Source organism: Bradyrhizobium sp. Ken51 (assembly GCF_055807435.1).
Genome location: NZ_JBVVPB010000008.1, coordinates 245,749 through 261,264 on the forward strand (window position 1 = coordinate 245,749; position 15,516 = coordinate 261,264).

Here is a 15,516-nt window from a genome sequence, read left to right on the forward strand (position 1 = left end):
GGAACGTTGACACGATCAACTTCCAGTCGGCGTCAACCGGACTTGCTCCGGTTCGCGAACTTAATAGCCGGAGGTTGGCTCGCAGGGCGGCCGGCGCCAGGGGGCGGTTGCGTAGGCACCGACGTCGGGAGCACGGGCGCAGCCGCGCTTGGCGGAGGCCGGCACGCGCTGAGCCGACGCATAAGCCTCGACATTGGTGCGCTTCGCGCTGCCTTCGCGAGCCATCGCGGGGGAGGCAATCATGGCTGCGACCACGAGTCCGGCGGACAAAAGCTTCAGTGTCGTCATCGAACATCTCCTTGAGAAAGCGACGCCGGGAACGCCTCGGCTCGCACCTGAGAAGTGTGCATGCGTGCGCCGGATCCGCAGTGTTGATCGAACGAACATTTTCCTCTTTGCACGAAGCCGTCGCGATGCGTTGACGTCTGACATCGACAGCTCATCCGACTTCCCGCGCTCTAGTTGCGCGAGGACGTCGCCTGGTCCGTGCGACCGTCGAGCAGCGGGCCAAACCATTCCCATCGTTCGCTGGTGAAGCGCATCATCTGGAGCTGCTCGATCGGACGAAAGTCCGTTGGTGAAGTCTTTATTCGAACGCCGGGAATGTAGGCTTCGATGTCGAGATCGAGATCGGTGGCCACACGCATGATCCTTTCGTGCGTGAGGTCACCGCCGCAACGCCTGATCACCTCCACGAGTGCACTCGACATGTTGAAGGCCACCAGCGGCCCGCTCTCCGATCGATCTGCCTCCGGATAGTATTTCGCCATGAACGCGCGAAAATGCTGCATGCCCGGATGGCTGTCCCACTGCGGATCAGTCACGTCCATCTGATACCCCGCGCTGAGAATTCCCTTCGCCTTGTCCAGTCCGGCGGGCTTCAGCACCGCGCCGACCGAGACCGAGACGTTCGTCACGATGTGGATGGGACGCCAGTCCAGCTCGGCGAGCTTCCTGATCGCCTGGGCGGCGAATTTGGGTGTTGCGATGTCGATGAATATGTCGGGCGCAGCGGCCTTGATCGCGGCGACCTCGGAGTCGCTCGTCGGCGTGCCGACCTCATATGACTGGCTGGCAATCACCATTTGCGCGTACCTGTCCTGCAGCACGTCCTTCAGCCCGAGCAGATAGTCGCGTCCGAAGTCGTCGTTCTGGTGCAGGATACCGATCCTCGCCCCCGGGTGGTGCCGCAGAATGTAGTCCGCATAGATGCGTGCTTCGGTTCGGTAGCTCGGTTGCCAGCCGATGGTCCACGGAAAGTGCTCGGGATCGGCCCAGCGCGATGCTCCGGTGATGACAAACAATTGCGGCACATGCCGGCTGTTCATGTATTTCTGGATGGCGGCGTTGCTGGCCGTGCCGAACGGCGCGAAGATCGCAAGCGCCTCGTCGTCCTCGACGAGCCGTCGCGCTTGCTCGACCGCTTTGGATGGACTGTAGGCGTCGTCATACGAAATGAAATTGATCTTCCGGCCGTTGATCCCGCCATTGTCGTTGATCATGCGAAAATACGCGCTCATCGTCTTGCCGATGATGCCGTAAGCCGATGCCGGGCCGCTGTAGGGCATGATGTTGCCGATCCGGATCTCGGTGTCGCTTGCGCCGGGATCGTATCGCGGCTCCGCGGAAGCGCTGCCGGCTGCAAGCACGGCGCAGGAGATGAGGAGCTTTCCCAGGCGCCGCGCGTTGCCCGAGATCGAATAACCAGTTCTGCCCGTGATCAAGCGATGCCTCCATGGCGCTGCCGGTTTTTGCACGTCCCAAACCCTGACGAGGCGTGGCTCGGCCGCGCCCGCCCGGGGCGCCGGACGAGCGCGTGCAGCAGTCGGCGTCGCGACTATAGCGCGGACGGCGCCGTGGGCCCCGTTACGGATGCTGAAGAACTGTTAAGTTTCGCAGTTTTCGGGCCAGCTATCGGGATCGATGTCATCGGCCTTGCCGCGAAGCCGGCAAGGTGCGCCGCATGGCGCGGTCGCACTCCCGGATTGCGGACACCATCATCTGCACTTGCAGGACGCGCAGTGCTCGATTGTGGTGTCTCGTCATCGATGCCAGTGGCGGTCGTGAAATTGGCCCACGCCGAAGACGGGCGCGGCACCGCCGGGCCGTTCGAGGCCCATTCGCCCGGCCGGCGTCAGTGCGCCGCCATTCAGCACGTCGCGATCGGGGTACATCGATGCAAAGGCTGCCGGCTCCTGATCGGCAAAAGACCAGGCCGCAGATGCCGACGATAGCGTTGCCGTTGAGAGTAGCGCCGCTGCGATTAGAATTTTGAGTACGCTCATAGCGATTCTCCATTGTTTGCTCTGTGCGGAGAGTCGCTTGGCGATGATCGCTGCTCGGCTGGTGGCGTTTCCGAAGTTTGTTTTGATGAAGGCTATCTAGGTCGTCGGAGCGGAAAGTCCCGGTGGATCTGCTTCACTCTTGCGGGAAGAGTCTGTCACGGTTGTCAGGATTCTCGCGCGTTTGTGCGTGGTCAAACGCGTCCGGTGTCCGTTTCTGGAAGGCAGATAGTTCGAACACCTGGAGTGTGAGCAATGAAATCATTTGCTGTTGTTTGCGTCCTCGCCGGCGTTGTGCTCTCGGGCACCGCGTCCGCCCGCGGCGGCATGGGGTCGCATATGTCGATGGAGAGAGGCGGTGCGCTCGGTACGAGCGCCGCCACACCCGGAACGAATTCGCTGGGCACCGCCCTTTCGTCGTCGGACAGCGGTGGTCACGCGACGAAGGGTCCGTTGATTGGCACGGACCAGACCATCGACAAGGAAGACGCCCGGCTTGAGAAGATGCTGGAAGGATCGATCTGCCGCGGCTGCTGAACCGCGCGCATTGCGAGACAGGGGCCGGCGGCTGCGCCGCCCGGCTACCTCTGTCTTTCGACAGGGTTGGTGGTAAGCTGGACTGAAAATGACGAAACCGCTTGGGGCTGTCCCAATGATGGCTGAGCCAGGCCAGCGTCCCGTCTACATTTGCGCGGAATGGGAAATCGATCTCGCCAGACGCGAATTGCGCGCGACTGGAGAACTCGTTCCCTTGGGGGGGCGTGCCTTTGAAATTCTTGCGGAATTGGTTCAAGCGCAGGGCCAGCTCGTCACCAGGGACGACCTGACGGAGCGCGTCTGGCGCGGCGTCTTTGTCGAGGAGAGTGCACTTCGCGTGCATATCGCGGCGATCCGAAAGGCGCTCGGTTCCGACCGCGAGATGCTGTCAACAAGCGTTGGCCGCGGCTATCGTTTGCTGGGAGCATGGCGGGTCCGGCATATGGAGACCCCGCTACAATCTGCCGCAACCGGCCTGCTGCCGTCGATCAACATTCCCAGCGCATCATTCGATCTCATCGGCCGAACGGCTGCGATCGCACATTTGTGGCGGCTTCTGTCGGCCTATCGCATCGTGACCCTGGTCGGGCCCGGCGGCATCGGAAAGACGTCGCTGGCGCTGGAGGTCGCCAGAACGCCGCCTCCCGGCTTTGTGGCTGACCGGCTGCTGGTCGAACTGGCCTCGCTGTCTGATCCAAAACTCGTCTGCTCGGTCATCGCCAGTGTCCTGGGCACCAAGCTCGAGGGCGAGGAGATCTCGCCTGATGCCATCGCGCGTGCGATCGGCTCTCGGCCATTGTTGCTCATTCTCGACAATTGCGAACACGTCATCGACGCCGTGGCGCAGCTGGCCGAGCTGGTTGGCAGCCACTGTGCGGGGACGATCATTGTTGCGACAAGCCGGGAGGCGCTGCGTATCGAGGGGGAGCATGTCTACCGCGTGCCTCCTCTGGGCGTGCCGCCTGAAGCCTGGCACGAGCCCGCTGGCGCTTCCGCGTACAGCGCAGTGGAATTGTTCACGAGCAGGGCGAAGGCGCTGGGTTCAAGCTTTGTGCCCGACGAGGAGAACATCGGCGCCATCGCATCCATCTGCCGGCGGCTCGACGGCATTCCGCTGGCGATCGAGTTCGCGGCGGCGCGCGCGGTCATGCTTAGCCCGCCGAAGATCGCGTCACTTCTCGATGACAGGTTCAAATTCCTGACGACCGGCCGGCGCACGGCGTTGCCGCGGCAGCAGACGCTGCGCGCTACGCTCGACTGGAGTTACGACCTCTTGCCGGACGGCGAGGCGTGGCTGCTACGGCAGCTCGGCATCTTCGCCGCCGAATTCCAGCTCGATGCAGTGATTGCAGTTGCCGGCGAGAACATCGGCGATGTGACCGGTCAGCTTGCCAGGCTGGTGGCAAAGTCGCTCGTTCTCGCGGATATTCGCGGCGACAGCCCGCACTATCGTCTGCTGGATACGACGCGCGCCTATGCATTGGAGAAGCTGCGTGCCAGCGGAGAACATTCCGGCGCCGCCTGTCGCCAGGCGAAATACTATTGCGAATTCTTTGCCAGCGCCGAAGCCGACAGCGAAGTGCGACCGCAGGCGGAGTGGCTCACCCTCTATGGCCGACACATCGACAACGTGCGGACGAGTCTCGATTGGGCCTTCTCCCCCGGCGGGGACTCGCAAGTCGGGGCCGCCCTGACGGCGGCCGCGGTTCCGCTCTGGGTGCAATTGTCGCTGCTCGCCGAATGCCGCGAGCGGACCGAACTCGCTTTGACGCGCCTCGATCCGACGGCTGCGAACGCGCCGCGGCTTCGGATGCAGCTGTCGGCCGCGCGCGGCTGGTCGCTGATGTACGGTGTTGGCAGGGCCCGGGAGGCCGGTCCCGCCTGGGCCACGACCCTGCAGCTTGCCGAGCAGCTCGGTGACAGGGATTACCTGCTGCGCGCGCTGTGGGGGCTCTGCATCGATCAGTTCAACAACGGCGAATTCCGCAGGGCGCTTGAATTTGCGAATCGCTTTGCGGAGGTCGTGGCCGACGCCGGCAATCCCGTCGACCGCATGATGGCCGACCGGCTTCTCGCGACCACGCTGCATTATCGCGGCGACCAGCGGCTCGCCTATCATCATATCGGGCGAACCCTGTCGCGGCTCTCGGAACTTGCGGCAAAGCCGCAGGTCATTCGTTTCCGGTTCGACCTGCGGGTCTCGGCGCGCTATTTCCAGGCTCGGATCCTGTGGCTGCTTGGCCTTGCGGATCAGGCCTTGAGCGTCGTCGAGCACAACGTCGAGGAAGGCCGGACCAGTGGTCACGCACTGACGTTTTGCAGCGTCCTCGGCCAGGGTGCCTGCCCGATTGCGTTCCTGGCCGGCGATCTCGACGCGGCCGAGCGCTATTGTACGATGCTGCTCGAACACACCGAACGACACCCGATCCGCCTGTGGAATCTGTGGGCACGCGCCTTCAGGGGCCTCTTGATCTCGCGCCGGGGCGACCTCGCGACCGGATTGCCCCTGCTGCGCAAGACGTTCGAGCTCGCGGGAGAGGCGCGCCACCTGCCGCGCTTTCTGCTTCCCCTCGGTGAACTCGCGGTATCTCTCGGCGAGGCCGGCGAGGTATCGCAGGGGCTTGCAACCGCCAACGAGGCGCTCGCGCGATGCGAGGCGAGGGACGAGGGGTGGTATGTCGCCGAACTCTGGCGCATCAAGGGCGAATTGCTGTTGCTTCCCGGTGAGCACCGCTCGACGAGCGCCGCCGCGCAGGCCTTCGACAGGGCGTTCGAGGTGGCGCGGAGCCAGGGGGCCCTGGCTTGGGAGCTGAGGACGGCGATCAGCGTGGCACGATTGAAGGTGAGCGAGGGGCATCGGGCCGATGCAGGCCGTGTTCTCGCTTCCGCATACGGCAAGTTCACCGAAGGTTTCGAGACAGTGGACCTCCGCGACGCGCGTGCAATGATGGCGAAGCTCGGATCGTAGGTGCTGGATGCGTCGGGGAGCGGCACCCGATTCAACCAATCGGATGCCGGTGCGGCCTCTAAGAGCGCCGCTCGGTTGGCGCAAAGCGCGCTTGCGCGATCAGGAGAGGGTCATCTGGCCGCAGACGCGCACGGGCGCGCCGGCTTCAGCTCGGCAAGCAACTCTCTCGCCATCTTGAGGCTGCGCGTATCGAACCCCTCCGTAAATCGCAGATAGACGGACGCAAGCATATCGTGCGCCTTCTGGCGGCGGCCGCCTCGCTGCCATAATCTCGCAAGCCCGATCGCCGCGCGAAGCTCGTAGCCCAGGGCTCCCTGATGCCGGGCGAGGTCGAGCGCCTGCACGAGGCTCAGCTCCGCCCGCGAAAGATCCGGATTGCTCTTGTGCATCAGCGCTTCCGCCCTCGCGCGCAACATGTCGGGCATGTCCATCATGAAGTTGCTGTGCCGGGCCTCGGCAATCGCCTGATCAATGGTGTGCAGGGCTTCGTCGCCGTGACCTGTCGCCGCCAGAGCTTCGGCGAGGGGCATGCGCAACCCCGCGACCGCGCCGAAGCACAGGCCTTGCAGCCTCTCGATCGAGCCTTTCAGCATAGCGAGCCCGATACCGGTCTCGTTTCGGGCCAGCAGTGTAATCCCCTTCATGGCCTCGCCGACCATCTGGAGAATGGCGAGGTTGTGCCTTCGAGCCTCGAGGACGAACCTGTCGATATGTTCTTCGCAATCCTCCAGGTCGCCATTCCAGAAGAAGACGCCGAACGCCCATGGCAGCGCTCTGCAGAAGATGACCGGATGGTTCGCTGCGACGACATCCGAGATCGCGCGGCGCACCAGTCGCGTCGCCTGATCGGGATGTCCCTGAAGCCAGAGGACGCGAGCAAGGGTGATTTGAGCGCGTTTGGGATATTCGAGGGTGAGTCCGCTAAGGACCTCCCCATCCAGGCCCGGATGCCGCAACGCCGCGTCGATGTATGAGCGAGAGGCCGCGAACTTGCCGAGATACTGACAGGAGATGCTGAGCAACACGCGCATGCGCGCCACCGCAACGGAATCGCTGCTGGTCAGCGCAATGGCTTCGCCGCGTTTGGCGGTGCCAAGTGCATCATCATATTTGCCGACGAACAATTGCAGCAGATGCAACTGGTCGATCAAGCGGATCTGGCCTGGTATGTCGCCGATCTTTTCCGTCAGCTCGAGCGCCCGGCGGAGGTGATTTGCGCCCAATTCATCCAGCTGTCCCATGAGCATGCGGGCGGCGCCCAGCGCAGTGTGAAGGACAGGGCCCTGCCTTGTGCTTCCATTGGTTTCATCGAGTGCTTCGATGGCGCGGGTGACCCAGAGCTCGCATTCTGCCAGCAGCGACAGCTTGAAGAAGAGCGGTATCGATGCCGCGGCGAGCGCCACGCCGGCTCTGCGGTCTCCCTGGTCGGAGAAGCACCACGCCAGTGCGGCGCGGACGTTACCGAATTCCTCGGCAACCGCCGAAAGGTCTCGGTTCGCTTCGCTCCCGATCCTTTCAAGGAGATTGAGAAAGTAGCAGGCGTGACGTCGCGAGATCGCGCCAGCGTGCCCGCTGGCGACAAGTTTCTCTTGCGCGTATGCCCGCGTCGAGTCCGCAAGGCGGTAGCGGGTTGGTTGCGTGCCGGTGTTCAGTGCAAGCATCGACTTGGCAACGAGGTCGTCGATGATCGCCAGGATCGTGTCGTCGTCCTCCGTAGCCGCGGCAATCGACCGGGCGCCGTCCAGGGTCATGCTGCCGACGAACACCGACAGCCGGCCGAGAACCGCACGTTCCGGCTCGGATAGGAGATTGTAGCTCCATTCGATGGTGGCGCGCAGCGTCCGGTGCCGAGGCAGTGCGGTGCGACGTCCCTCCCACAGCAAATTGAGGTGCTGGTCGAGGAGTTGGAGCATCGCTCTCGCGCCATATGCGCCCACATGGCCGGCGGTGAGCTCGATGGCGAGCGGAATGCCGTCGAGCCGACGGCAGAGGTTGCCGACATCAGAGGCGTTCGTATCGGTCAGCGCGAATTCACTGCCTCCTGCCGTCGCACGCTCCACGAAGAGTTTAACGGAGGGATAGGCGAGGGCGTTCGCAGCCGTGAGAACGGTCTTTTCCGGTGGGCTCGGCAGCGGCGGGAGACGGTAGGTGAACTCGCCTTCGACGCGCAGCAATTCCCGGCTCGTGGCCAGGATGTGCAGATCCGGGGCCGCCCGGTAGAGCCGCTCGGCCAGCGCCGCCGCTGCTTCGATGACATGCTCGCAGCAGTCCAGAATGAGCAGCATGCGCCTATCGCGCAGGAATGCCGCCAGGCTGCCCGTCGGATCATTCGATCGCGCCAGCAGTCCAAGAGACGATGCGACGATCGCCGGCACCGGAGCGGCGTTGCCGGTCTCGCCGAGACCGACGAAGTGGACATGGCCGGCGAATTCCGCGCGCAGGGCGTGGCCCGCGGAAACGACGACCGTGGTCTTGCCGATGCCGCCTGGGCCGATGACCGTGACGAAGCGTTGGGCTCTCAGCCTTTCCGAGATGTCCTGGATGGCTTGCTCGCGCCCCACCATCTGCCGGGGATGCGCCGGCAAATTGTGGACATAAGTCGGATCGGTCGGCGCAAATTGCCTTTGTTCCGGACGCGAGACCGCAGCCACGAAGCAGTAGCCCTGTCCGGAGATCGTGCTCAGATATCTGACGCCGCCCTTGCCATCTCCGAGTGCCTTGCGAAGTGCGGCGATATGGACACGCAGGCTGTTTTCCTCGACGTTGGCGCCCGGCCATGTCGTGGCTATCAGATCCGTCTTGCTGACGACGTTGCCGGCCTGCCGGACCAGCGCCAGCAGGATGTCGAACGCACGGCCCGACAGTTGCAGCGGGCTTCCGTCTCGTTCAATCCGCCGCTGCAATGGGTCGAGGCGAAACGGCCCGAAGAGGAATATCTCCCAGGCGGGCTCGTCTTGGGCGGAGCGGCCAGCTTGGGCCATCATGTCGTTGCTATGCCAGCGGGGGGCCATTTTCGGATATCAACCCGGCGCACGACTCGTCATGTTCTATGACTCGGCAGCACACCAAGACGTGTGAACGCAGTGGCCCTCAGACGGTAACATCCGGTAGTTTCAGGGTAAAGCATCGGGCTCCATCACTTTCGTCTGAGGCTTGAACGTACGACGTCACGACGCGCACGCCCTATCCGATGAATGCGGGCTTGAGAATGTCCTCCAATCCGATCCGGCGGAGCAGTTCAGCACGGGCGCCGTCGGCGACGGCGCCGACGGCTGCGGCTCCGTCGTCGTCCGGACCGAAATGAACTCGCAGCGGACGCTGTCCGAATTGCATATCGACGATATCGGCTATGGCGGTCGCGACGTCTTGCGGAGTTCGATCCTTCGCCGGAAGCTGCGCAAGTGCCGATAGCGCGATCTCGCTCAAATCGGCCGTCGGACCATCCGCGTATTCCTCGGCCCGAACGGTGTCCAGCGGCCGGCCGGAGCGAATATAATGGCCGGGCCCCAGCGCGCTGGGAACGACGATGGTCGTCTCGACGCCCCAACGCGCGAGCTCGCCGGCATAACCGAGCGCCAGCGCGTCAAGGGCGGCCTTTGAGGAAGCATAGGCGCCCACGAAAGGAACCGAGCCGCCTCGCGCGCTGCTTGACGAGACCCATATCAGCAGGCCATGGCCTTGCTTGCGCAACTGTGGCAACGCGGCCCGATTGAGCCGTTGCGCACCCAGCACGTTGGTGTCGTAGAGCTCGGCAAGCTGGGCCGGTGTAAAGGCCTCCGCCGGCCCGTAGAGGACCTGGCGGGCATTGTGCACGATCACGTCGAGGCGGTTGTTCTCGGCGACGATGGCATCGATGGCCGAGTTGACGGAGGCTTCCGAGGAGACGTCGAACGCGATGGTTCGGAGATCCGCGCTATGCTTGCCGCCCTCGTCTCCCGCCTCAGCGCCGCCGTGCTCATCGTGGTCATCCGCTTCCTGCAATGAAACGTAGACCGTATGGCCGGCCTGCGCCAATTTCCTGCAGGTGCTTCGTCCGATGCTGTTCGCAGCTCCTGTGACGATGATCACTTTGTGCATTCGCATCCCAATCGCATTCCACCCTCCGCAGGGACGCCAGCGCCGTTGCGACACGTTCCTCGTTCGGCAATCGATCGCTGGCCTTGCGCGAAGAGCTTCTGAAATACGGTCGGGCGCCGGACTGGTCTTTCGAGCCCGGCGGCTGATTTCCACATCGCACGAAATTTTTCGAGAAAGCCCGAAAGCGGGTGAGGACGGGTGACCCGCTGACCGAACGGACCCGAACGTGCCTTCGCGAAATTGGCGTTGGCTTTCAGAAGATCGCAACCGTGGCGGCCGGCTACAAGGAACCTGAGCCGCTCGACAGAACGGGCCGTGCGAAGCGTCCGCGGGGAATTCGCTCGTTGCAAGGAAAAGCATGAATCAATCAGGCAAACCGCCGTGTTCGAGACTCGGATCGCTCGTGTTAATCGCTGCCGTCCTCGGAGGCGCAGCTGCCGCGTTCGCCTACACTGCCGGCTGGCTCTCGCCCGGGCGCCTCACGCCGGAGCGGATGATCTCGGCGCTCACGCCTGCGAGCGGCGCACCGCTCGGGCACCGGCGAAATCACGCGAAGGGGATCTGCTTCACGGGCGTCTTCGAGGCCAACGGAAAAGGCGTGGAACTTTCGCGGGCCAGGGTCTTTGCGCGCGGCACGTATCCGGCGCTGGGCCGCTTCAATCTCGGCACTGCCGATCCGAACGCCGTGGATGCAACTGTCCGTGTGCGCGGTTTGGGATTGCAGATCGCTGCGGCGGACGGCGAAGAGTGGCGGATGGCGCTGATCAACCCGCCGTTCTTTGCAGTGTCGACGCCGCAGGCGTTTCACGACCTGCTGATTGCATCAGCCAAGAAGGAGCCGGACGCGATGAAGATTTTCATCCAGGCAAATCCGGAACTTTCCGCCTTCGCGACCTGGGCCAAGACGGCGCCCTGGACCACCAGCTATGCGGAGGAGCCTTACCACGGGCTCAACAGTTTCATCTTCACGAATGCGAACGGCGCGGAGCACGCGGTGCGATGGTCGCTACTGCCCACTGTGCAGCCCGTTCCGGTTTCGCAAGCCGAGCTGGAAAAGCGCGGTCCAAATTTTCTCGAGCAGGAGATCGCGGAGCGCGTCCGCACCGCCGGCCCGCAACGCTGGACCATGATGACGACGGTCGCCGATCCCGGCGATCCGACCGCCGACCCGAGCAAGCCATGGCCCGAGGGCCGCCGCACGGTGCAGGTCGGAACGCTCATCGTGCAGCGGATCGAACCGGAGCAGGACGGGCCCTGCCGCGACATCAACTTCGATCCGACCGTGCTGCCTCAGGGAATCCGGGTGTCCGACGATCCCTTCCCGGCTGCACGCTCGTCGGTCTACCGCAGGTCCTACGATTTGCGTGCGGCCGAAGCCGGCGACTATCCGCGAGCCGGGACGGTCAAGCCATGAGCAACGTTCCGCATCGTTTCGCCCTCATTCAGCGGCTGCTGCACTGGCTGATGGCAGCCTGTATCTTTGCCATGTTCTTCATCGGCGTCGGCATGGTGTCCACCGTGACGCCGACATATCTGCCGCTGATCCTGACCCACAAGACGCTCGGCGTCACGCTTCTGGTCCTCGTCGTGATCAGGCTGGCGCTGCGGCTCCATTACGGCGCGCCGCCGTTGCCGGCAGATCTTCCGCAGGCGATGAAGCTGGGAGCGAGATTGTCGCACCAACTCCTGTATGGCTTCATGATCGTCATGCCGTTGCTGGGTCTCGGCATGCTTTGGGCTGCGGCCTATCCGGTCGTCCTGTATGGCGGGATCCGAATTCCGGCGTTGCTGCCGCAGAGCGATCGCGTGCACACATTGCTGTGGAATGCTCATGTCTATCTAGGATTTGCGTTCTTTGCCCTCGTGCTGCTGCATCTGGCGGCCGGGTTGTTCCACGCATTGATCCGCCGCGACGGCGTCTTCGGGACGATCGCGCTCCTGCCGTCGCGGAACAGGACGACGCCGGCGGAATGAACGCTTCGCACATCGGCGAAATGCGCCGCTAAAGTTTCTCAATCTCCAACAAGGGTGACGACAATGAGCAAGGCAGATCTCCAAAGCCCGACGGATCTCGGGGCCAATGCGAACCGGGACGTTCCAGCCGCGCTGAGAGCGCTGCTGGCCGATGTCTTCGCGCTGTACCTGAAGACCAAGAACTTCCATTGGCACGTATCGGGCAGTCATTTCCGCGACTATCATCTCCTGCTCGACGAGCAGGCCGAGCAGATTTTTGCCATGACCGACGACATTGCCGAGCGGGCACGCAAGATCGGCGGAACTACACTGCGCTCGATTGGCCACATCGCGCGCGAGCAGCGCATTCTCGACAACGACGCGGATTATGTCGATCCGCAGGACATGCTGGCCGAGCTGCGCAGCGACAACCAGCAGCTGACGCGGGAGATGCGCCGGGTCCACGAGCTCTGCGATGAATACGGCGACGTCGCGACCGCAAGCCTGCTGGAAAACTGGATTGACGAGACGGAGCGGCGGATCTGGTTCCTGTACGAGACCGGCCGGAGTGGCCCGAGTTCGTAGGTGCGGGCAAGCCGTCGCTGCATCCTCAAAAGATAGCCCGGGCGGATCCTTGTAGGCTTGCGCTCATTCATGACCAGCGGACCGGTCGTGCGAACGAGAGTCAAATCATGGCTGACATGTCGATTTCGAAGGCCGGAGTCATCATACTCTACGACCCGATCCCGGCTTCGTTCACTCCTCCCGCCATTCGCCCTAGCCGGCGACGGTATGAACCATGATGACGGAGTCGACGTATACGCGGCACCGGGAGATTGCCTGGCGCGGCGGCCGCACGAGGTCGACGTCGCGACTGGTCGCCGAGGAGAGCGCCATCGCGCTCACCTACAACGGTTCGACTCATGCGGTGATGATGGGGACGCCGGCCGATCTGGAGGATTTCGGCGTCGGCTTCAGCCTCACCGAAGGAATCATCGACCGCGCAGGCGAGATTAGGAGCATCGAGCTGATCTCGAACGATCTCGGCATGGAAGTGCGGATGTGGCTCGACGGCGACCGTGCGGCGACCTTGGCGTCGCGCCGACGCGCCATCAGCGGCCCGGTCGGATGCGGGCTATGCGGCATCGAGAGCCTCGAACAGGCGCGCCGCGCGCCGTCACGGGTCCAGGGCCGTCGCATCGCCTTTCACGCACGGGACCTGCTGGGCGCCATGCAGGCGCTGTCCCCCCCCTCCAAATCCTGAATCAGCAAACACGGTCCGTCCATGCTGCGGCCTTCTGGCATCCCCGCATCGGCGTTGCTCTGGTCAGGGAGGATGTCGGCCGGCACAATGCGCTCGACAAGCTCGCCGGGTCGCTTGTCCGCGAAGGGAAATCGGCCTGCGATGGCGCGGTGCTGCTGACGAGCCGCGTCTCGGTCGAGATGGTGCAGAAGGCGGCTATGATCAGCGCCCCGGTCATCGTGGCCGTTTCCGCGCCGACCGCACTCGCAATCCGGACTGCGGACGAGGCGGGGATTACGCTGCTCGCGATCGCCCGCGATGACGGATATGGCGTCTTCACGCACCCGCGCCGCGTCTTGCTGCCTGACGAGGCTGCGGGACGCACCGACTTCTGACCTCGCGGGCCGACCAATATGGCGATGCAAGCCGCATCTTCCGCGCTGGACGTCGAGGCGCCCGTCGGCGTCTACGCTCCGGAGCGATCCCTTCTCGTCGCTTCGGTTCTGAGCATGTCAGGTGGCTTCCTCGACGCCTTTACCTGGCTCTCGCTCGGTGGCGTGTTTGCCAGTTCGCAAACCGGCAATGTCGTATTCATCGGCGTCTACGCGATGTCCGGCCAATGGCAGCAGGCGGCCCACCATCTGCTTCCGATGGTCGCGTTTCTCCTCGGCGCGTCGATCGCGATCCGCATCCGGGCGCCGCTGCGCTGCCTCCTCGGAGAGATCGTCTGCCTGGCAGCGGCGATGCTATTGCTTCATCGCGTACCGGATATGGTCGCGATCCTCGGAATCTCCTTCGGTGTCGCGCTGCAGTCAGCGAGCTTCCGGCAGGTCGAGCGTTGGAAGTATCTCTCGACTACCGTCACCGGCAACATGTTCCGCGCCATCGACCAGTCCGTCGCGACATCCGATCGTGATGCGGCACGCGGCGCCGGGGTCATGCTTCTGCTCAGCCTGATGTTCCTGTTGGGAGCCGCCCTCGGCAGTTGCGCGACGAGGTGGCTCGGCGCGTGGAGCCTTGCCCTGCCGATTGCATCGTCGATGCACGTTCTTTGGTTCTGCCGCCGGCATCGCGATCGGCGAGACCAAGGCTGACCCTCTGAGCCCAGAGGCTTCGAAACGGGCATACGTTCGCCCGTGGGCGAACACTATAGACGATATCGGAGGCGCTATGGTCGGCAGAATAAGGGCGCCTATGTCCGACGCTCCCTACGTTCGGGCCTTCGGCATGACGCCCGGGCTGTTGTCGGGCCACTGGGCGATCAGCTTCTCGTCGACGTTGAAATGCTGGGCGACCAGCCGCGGGGGCGTGTGCGTCAACCAGTTGGAGAGCGACACCTCCTCGTAGCGGGGCGCACGGAACACGCCGACGAACTGCAATTCGGTGTCGCCGACATTCTCGACATAGTGGCCGAGATTGCGCCTGACATAGCCGATGTCGCCGGCCGAAAAATCCGTCGTCAGCGCGTTGGGGCCGGTGTCGAACACCGTCATCCGCGCCTTGCCCTTGATATAATACTGCCACTCGTCGGCATTCGGATGCCAATGCATCTCCCTGACTGCTCCCGGCGGCATCGTCACAAGCGCCGCAGCGACGGTGGTGGCGACCTTGAAGTTGCTGCTGTCGGCGACGCGGATGCTGCCGGCTGAGCTCTCCTTCACCGGCGCCGAACTGCCGAGCGGATGGATGAACGGATAGGGCGGTGCTTCGGCGTGCTTGGCAATTGCAGCACGATCGGCGGCGAGATCGCCGGGCACCGTGCCCTGGAAGATCCAGCGATTGTGCAGCGGAATCCTGGCGAAGGCGTCGGCCGGAACGCCGAAATTCTTCGCCAGCACCTCGGGCGGCGTATGGGCGAGCCAATCGGTCACGAGCAGCGTGTTGAACTCATTGGCGTGGCCGTCGTCGAAACAGATCACGAATTCGCAGCCGTCGGGCCCCAGGCCTTGCAGCGAATGCGGCGCGCCCGGTGGGAAATACCAGAGGTCGCCCGCCTTGAGGTCCCCGACATAGGGACGTCCCTGCGTGTCGAGCACGGTGATGCGGCAACTGCCGTAGGTCATGATCGCCCATTCGGCCGCCTGATGCCAATGCAGCTCCCGGATGCCGCCTGCGGACAGCCGCATGTTGACGCCGGAGATTTCCTTCGAGATCGCGAAATCCGCGACGGTGACTTGCCGCGCCCAGCCGCCATCCTGGATCCGTCTGGGTGCGTTGTTGAACGAAGCCCAATCCATCGGCAGGCCGCCGACGTCGGTCGCGGGCGGGGTTTGGACGGAGGGAAACTGTTCAGCGAGGGCCGGGTTCTGCGGACCGGGATCGGTCAGGCTCCCGGGGCTCTTGCCGTTGATTGCGCCTTGCGGTGGCTCGTCTGGATTGCCGAAGGTTGCTGCCTGTGCGCCGGAGCCGACCATGGCGGCGCCTGCCGCAGACATGGCCAGCAAATCACGTCGGGA

The 15,516-nt window shown here is 63.9% G+C and carries 12 protein-coding genes and 1 pseudogene; 7 read left to right on the forward strand and 6 right to left on the reverse strand.

Annotation, left to right across the window (positions count from 1 at the left end):
* Positions 1-60 precede the first annotated feature (60 nt).
* From AC0L27_RS16605 to AC0L27_RS16615, 3 genes are all read right to left on the reverse strand, one after another.
* Entirely contained in the window at positions 61-288 is a 228-nt protein-coding gene (locus AC0L27_RS16605) for a hypothetical protein (RefSeq protein ID WP_354056929.1), read from the reverse strand.
* A gap of 170 nt (positions 289-458) precedes the next feature.
* Positions 459-1,724: an ABC transporter substrate-binding protein gene (locus tag AC0L27_RS16610; protein WP_473319686.1), complete on the reverse strand. Its 1,266-nt coding sequence runs from the start codon at positions 1,722-1,724 to the stop codon at positions 459-461.
* Between the two features lie 318 nt (positions 1,725-2,042).
* Positions 2,043-2,285: a hypothetical protein gene (locus AC0L27_RS16615; RefSeq protein ID WP_354056927.1), complete on the reverse strand. Its 243-nt coding sequence runs from the start codon at positions 2,283-2,285 to the stop codon at positions 2,043-2,045.
* A gap of 252 nt (positions 2,286-2,537) precedes the next feature.
* Between AC0L27_RS16615 and AC0L27_RS16620 the strand changes: the two genes are divergently transcribed.
* Positions 2,538-2,819 carry a hypothetical protein gene (locus AC0L27_RS16620; RefSeq protein WP_473319687.1) on the forward strand — a complete coding sequence of 94 codons (282 nt, stop codon included), beginning with the start codon at positions 2,538-2,540 and terminating at the stop codon, positions 2,817-2,819.
* Between the two features lie 115 nt (positions 2,820-2,934).
* On the forward strand, positions 2,935-5,787 hold the full coding sequence (locus AC0L27_RS16625; protein ID WP_473319688.1) for an ATP-binding protein: 2,853 nt from the start codon (positions 2,935-2,937) through the stop codon (positions 5,785-5,787).
* 110 nt (positions 5,788-5,897) lie between these two features.
* Here the strand turns inward: AC0L27_RS16625 and AC0L27_RS16630 are convergent, their stop codons facing one another.
* The gene (locus AC0L27_RS16630) at positions 5,898-8,771 is read right to left on the reverse strand and encodes an ATP-binding protein (RefSeq protein ID WP_473319690.1); all 2,874 of its coding nucleotides are present in this window, start codon (positions 8,769-8,771) and stop codon (positions 5,898-5,900) included.
* Between the two features lie 199 nt (positions 8,772-8,970).
* Positions 8,971-9,864 (reverse strand): SDR family NAD(P)-dependent oxidoreductase, encoded by an 894-nt coding sequence (locus AC0L27_RS16635; protein ID WP_473319691.1) that lies wholly within the window; start codon positions 9,862-9,864, stop codon positions 8,971-8,973.
* A gap of 358 nt (positions 9,865-10,222) precedes the next feature.
* Between AC0L27_RS16635 and AC0L27_RS16640 the strand changes: the two genes are divergently transcribed.
* The 5 genes and pseudogenes from AC0L27_RS16640 (at position 10,223) to AC0L27_RS16660 (ending at position 14,154) form a co-directional block, all read left to right on the forward strand.
* A complete protein-coding gene (locus AC0L27_RS16640) occupies positions 10,223-11,278 on the forward strand; it encodes a catalase family peroxidase (RefSeq protein ID WP_473319693.1) in 1,056 nt (351 codons plus the stop codon).
* On the forward strand, positions 11,275-11,838 hold the full coding sequence (locus AC0L27_RS16645) for a cytochrome b (protein WP_473319694.1): 564 nt from the start codon (positions 11,275-11,277) through the stop codon (positions 11,836-11,838). The genes AC0L27_RS16640 and AC0L27_RS16645 overlap by 4 nt, the downstream gene beginning before the upstream one ends.
* Positions 11,839-11,901: 63 nt before the next feature.
* On the forward strand, positions 11,902-12,402 hold the full coding sequence (locus AC0L27_RS16650) for a Dps family protein (RefSeq protein ID WP_199198253.1): 501 nt from the start codon (positions 11,902-11,904) through the stop codon (positions 12,400-12,402).
* A gap of 214 nt (positions 12,403-12,616) precedes the next feature.
* A pseudogene (gene fdhD, locus AC0L27_RS16655) lies at positions 12,617-13,455 on the forward strand (formate dehydrogenase accessory sulfurtransferase FdhD).
* 18 nt (positions 13,456-13,473) lie between these two features.
* Positions 13,474-14,154 carry a YoaK family protein gene (locus tag AC0L27_RS16660; RefSeq protein ID WP_354129795.1) on the forward strand — a complete coding sequence of 227 codons (681 nt, stop codon included), beginning with the start codon at positions 13,474-13,476 and terminating at the stop codon, positions 14,152-14,154.
* Positions 14,155-14,268: 114 nt separating this feature from the next.
* Here AC0L27_RS16660 and AC0L27_RS16665 read toward each other — a convergent pair.
* On the reverse strand, positions 14,269-15,516 hold a 1,248-nt coding region (locus AC0L27_RS16665), incomplete at its 5' end, for an oxalate decarboxylase family bicupin (protein WP_473319696.1).

What these genes read in the sequence shown, in the direction of transcription:
- AC0L27_RS16605 (WP_354056929.1), bottom strand. Translation starts at nt 288, where the DNA reads ATGACGACACTGAAGCTTTTGTCCGCCGGACTCGTGGTCGCAGCCATG.
- AC0L27_RS16615 (WP_354056927.1), bottom strand. Translation starts at nt 2,285, where the DNA reads ATGAGCGTACTCAAAATTCTAATCGCAGCGGCGCTACTCTCAACGGCA.
- AC0L27_RS16620 (WP_473319687.1), top strand. Translation starts at nt 2,538, where the DNA reads ATGAAATCATTTGCTGTTGTTTGCGTCCTCGCCGGCGTTGTGCTCTCG.
- AC0L27_RS16625 (WP_473319688.1), top strand. Translation starts at nt 2,935, where the DNA reads ATGATGGCTGAGCCAGGCCAGCGTCCCGTCTACATTTGCGCGGAATGG.
- AC0L27_RS16630 (WP_473319690.1), bottom strand. Translation starts at nt 8,771, where the DNA reads ATGATGGCCCAAGCTGGCCGCTCCGCCCAAGACGAGCCCGCCTGGGAG.
- AC0L27_RS16635 (WP_473319691.1), bottom strand. Translation starts at nt 9,864, where the DNA reads ATGCACAAAGTGATCATCGTCACAGGAGCTGCGAACAGCATCGGACGA.
- AC0L27_RS16640 (WP_473319693.1), top strand. Translation starts at nt 10,223, where the DNA reads ATGAATCAATCAGGCAAACCGCCGTGTTCGAGACTCGGATCGCTCGTG.
- AC0L27_RS16645 (WP_473319694.1), top strand. Translation starts at nt 11,275, where the DNA reads ATGAGCAACGTTCCGCATCGTTTCGCCCTCATTCAGCGGCTGCTGCAC.
- AC0L27_RS16650 (WP_199198253.1), top strand. Translation starts at nt 11,902, where the DNA reads ATGAGCAAGGCAGATCTCCAAAGCCCGACGGATCTCGGGGCCAATGCG.
- AC0L27_RS16660 (WP_354129795.1), top strand. Translation starts at nt 13,474, where the DNA reads ATGGCGATGCAAGCCGCATCTTCCGCGCTGGACGTCGAGGCGCCCGTC.